Source organism: Comamonas koreensis (assembly GCF_021026195.1).
GTDB lineage: Bacteria > Pseudomonadota > Gammaproteobacteria > Burkholderiales > Burkholderiaceae_C > Comamonas > Comamonas koreensis.
The window spans coordinates 1-4,069 of sequence record NZ_JAJNCT010000035.1 but is presented as its reverse complement, the minus strand read 5'-3'; the positions used below and the strand labels follow the sequence as shown (position 1 = coordinate 4,069).

Annotated in this window: 2 protein-coding genes; both read left to right on the top strand. The window is 40.9% G+C overall.

All coding sequences use genetic code 11. The features are described 5' to 3' along the window. Positions 1–60 precede the first annotated feature (60 nt). Positions 61–3,366 carry an RHS repeat domain-containing protein gene (locus LPW39_RS22930; RefSeq protein WP_230780985.1) on the top strand — a complete coding sequence of 1,102 codons (3,306 nt, stop codon included), beginning with the start codon at positions 61–63 and terminating at the stop codon, positions 3,364–3,366. A gap of 22 nt (positions 3,367–3,388) precedes the next feature. Continuing rightward, the gene (locus LPW39_RS22925) at positions 3,389–3,781 is read left to right on the top strand and encodes a hypothetical protein (RefSeq protein WP_230780983.1); all 393 of its coding nucleotides are present in this window, start codon (positions 3,389–3,391) and stop codon (positions 3,779–3,781) included. The last annotated feature ends 288 nt before the right edge of the window (positions 3,782–4,069 follow it).

Below are 4,069 nucleotides of genomic sequence, written 5' to 3'. Positions count from 1 at the left end.
TTCGACGGGCAAAGCGGCTGCGCATCCACGGGCGCCAACAACTACCTGCGCGAGCGCCGGGTGTTCGAAGTCACCTACACCGACTGCAGAGGCAACGCCACCGTTACCCAGTACGACCTGCAAGGCAATCAACTCAGCCGCACTTTCAACGGCAAAAGGGCTGCCTCCAACCAATGGGATGGTGCGTATAGCCAAAAGAGTACCAATGACAGGGGTTACAGCACCACCAAGACCTACGACAGCAACTACCAGCCGCTGCAAATCACCCATCCTGATGGCAGCGTGGAGAAGTACACGTACGAGCCCGTGTTTGGACGGCAGAGCAGCTACACCAACCAGCTGGGGGTTGTGAGTACCTGGCGCTATGACAGCAAAGGCAATGTCATCGAGTGGGTGGAAGCAAAGGGGCTGCCTGAGCAGCGATCCACACTCTATACATATGACCAATACGGTAGGCTGATTAGTACAACTAGAGGTGCGCAGGGCGCTACTGGCCCCAATGCAATAACGACTAGCTATAAATATGCAGATACTGCAAACGTCACTGAGCAAACAGATGAAGATGGGAATACCAAAAGTTTCTCATATGATATACGTGGTGTAATTTCGGAGAAAACCAATGCATTGGGTCAATCAGTCAAGTATAAATCTGACTTTTTTGGGAATATTATTGAAATACAAGATTCTTTAAATAATAAAACAAAAATAAAATATGACAAATTGAATAGAAAAATCAATTATATCAGCCCAATGGGTAATGTTAATACTTCGGTATATGACTCAGCCGGGAATATTGTTGAATTGCTGATGCCTGGGGATAAGAGCGGTTCGGGGGAAAAGTTTGAGTACGATGCTCATGGGTTATTGATTAAAAAAATAAATAGAAGTGGGTTGATGGAAGAAATTTCGTATGATTTGTTAGGTCGGATTATTTCAAAAAAAGATTACTCTGGAAATATCAGTAGTAACATATATGGAGAGGATGGCACTAACGAATCTGGTTTAATTACGGCGGTGAAATTTCCTACATATAGAGAATATTATTTCTATAATTCTCTAGGCGAAAAATTATCGGTGATAAAAAAATCAGATGACGGCGTCATTCAAAATGCTAGTCAGGTTGTCAATTCATTGGGGCAGGTTGTGGCAAGTACCAATCCGTCTGGAGGTGAGGTATTGAATGAATACGATGCCTTAGGGAGGTTGATAGTTGTGACCAATCCCGATGGTCAAAAAACACAACAAATTTGGGATGCATTTGATAGATTAACAGAGGTGATAGATTCTAACGGGGGAAGAAGTGCTTTTGAATATAGTAAATCAGGCTTGAAGCTTCGAGAGATTCGCCCCATGGGGGAGGTGACTACCTACTCATATGATGCGAACGGCAATTTAATAAGAAAAACCGCACCCACGGGTAACTATGAGGAGTATAAATATAATGAAAATGGTTCATTAATCTCAGAGCGCGATACATCTTACGATGGGCATTTGGAACAGGAGATTGAATATCTTTATAATACCGATGGTCAATCGATAGGGTATCGGCAAATAAAAGGAGATGGAACCATAATTAGCAGTGCTTTGTATACGTTGGATGAAAGGGGTAGAAAGATAAATACTGAGTTTACTTACGGGAAATTTTTCGAGACAGGCAGCTTTATTTTCAATGTTGGGCAAAATTATAATATAGATGGAAAATTGAGTGCTCAGTATTATCCGGATGGAAGTAGTGTTTTATTCTCGTATGAAAATGACAAGCTCTCTAAAATAGGGTTGCCAAATAAAAAAATCATAGAATTTAGTGATTACAAATGGTTGCTGCCCACTACCGTTAAAACTCCTGCCGGAATTAAGTCGCTGACTCTTGATTCGCTATTGCGACCCAAGAGTATTGATGTGAAATTAGATGATGAAAAGCTAATTGAACGTCAATATGACTATGATTCAATGGGTAATGTTACTCAAATCAAATCTGAACTGGGATTAATTGAGTATGAGTATGATAATTTAAATCGCTTAACTCAAGCTAACCCAAGTGTATCGTTATTAAATCTTGGTATTCCGGCTGAGGGGTATAGCTATGATTCACTTGGGAATAGAATTTCAAGCAAGCATCAGCCTGGGGGCTGGAATTATGATAGTAATAGTAGGATTTTAAATTATCCGCGCAGTGAAAGTGTAAATGCCGCCTCAGAGTATTTTGATACTGCTGTCAAATATGATGCACAGGGAAATACCACATCTGAAATAAATGATGTAATTGAACGAGTGTATTCTTATGATGCTCGTGGTCGCTTAACCGGCTATGAAGGCCATAAGCGTGGGGATAAATCCGTTATTGTTCAGGTGCAATATAGATATGACCCCATGGGGCAGCGTATTGCAAAGGCTGTAAAAATAAATGGTAAATTATCTATTGCATATTATGCATATAGCGACGCTGGAGTCGCTGCTGAATTCGATTATTCTGGGGCAGTGAGGAAAGCCTATGGGTTTAACCCCCAATCAGGGGAGATGAGCCTTTGGAGTACAGATCCTATATGGCAAGTAGATGTTGCTAATGGATCATTGGGTGACTCAAAATCCAGATACTTTTATCTGCATACTGACCATTTATCCAAGCCAATGTTGGCAACTTCTGAAGGAGGCGATGGCTCAGAATGGAAAATAATAAGTGACTCATTTGGAGGAAATGTTGTTCAAATGGGGGCGGATAATTTGATTGACTTCAGATTTCCTGGTCAAATTTTTGATTTCGAAATTGAAGCAAATTATAATTATAAACGTAATTATAATTACAGAACTGGACGATATCTTGAAGCAGATCCAATTGGTTTGGATGGAGGGATTAATTTTTATAGCTATGCTATGGGTAATCCACTGTGGTATATCGATACGAATGGCGAGTTTATTTGGGTTCTTTTAAATCCTGTCACGTTGGCGGGTATTACTGCAATTGTGACGGGCGCCATGATTGTTAACTCGAATAACGGTGGGATAGGAGGTGGTGCAGGGCTGACTGGAGGTGGATCGGGGGGAGGATCAACGAGTGGAGGGGGATCAACGAGTGGAGGGGGATCAACAAGTGACGGTGGAGCAGGGAAAACTGGACGCACATATGATCCAGGACGAGATTGTGACGGAGCTTGTAATGCATGTAGTCCACCAGCAGGCACGAAATTTAATGTAGTTGTTCATATGACCCCGCACTCCAATAGCGGCATAAAAGGTTCACGAACCCATGGGTGTGCAGAAAAAACAGGAAGCCCAATTCATTGGCATTATTCAACCTATAATCAAAATGCTAAAAACTGTATGTGCTATTATGCCGACCATGTGTTTGGTGGATGTGGCATGCCTTGAGTTTTAAAATTTGGAGCTTTAAATGCTAGATATGCATGATGTAAGGATTCATGGGCTAAATTTTGCCGAAGATGATATGGGTTATCCGTTATTAATTTTGGATATTGATTTGTGGGAATTGAAATCCTTAAACGAAGAAAATGATGGAGGTGAATTTTTTGTGCAAGCATCATTTTTAAAGTTTTATAGAAGCTTTGACTTTTCTATTGATTTGGGAATGCGTGGCAATCCATGTTTGATTGTTTCTGAAGTTAACTTTGAAAAATCTGATGATGAATATAAGGCTTTAATTATTATGAGGGATGGCGTTTCTAGGATTTCTTTTGTTTTTAGCTCTTTTGAATTGCTTCGTCGAGGTCCAGTATTAGTGAAAAAGAATATTCAATATTTGGAATTTTCCGAGAGGCAGTTATGATGTAATATGATTGCAGCGAGTTTTATTTGTATATTTTTAAAAACGATGGTCTATTAGTCGATGGGCATTAGGGTATCCTGACAAAATGATGGCTAGTCTAATCATCTGCGAAGGGTGGAAATAAATGACCGTTGTTGTAAAAGTCTAGGCCTCTGCGACGGTAGCTTTAACGAATGAGTGAATCGAGAAGTAGCCGGTGGCTCCGCAATATGGGCTTCCCCCAGTTTTCCGGACACATCGAATGACATGATGCGTTTAGGAGGCGAATATGCCAAGGACGAGAAGAAC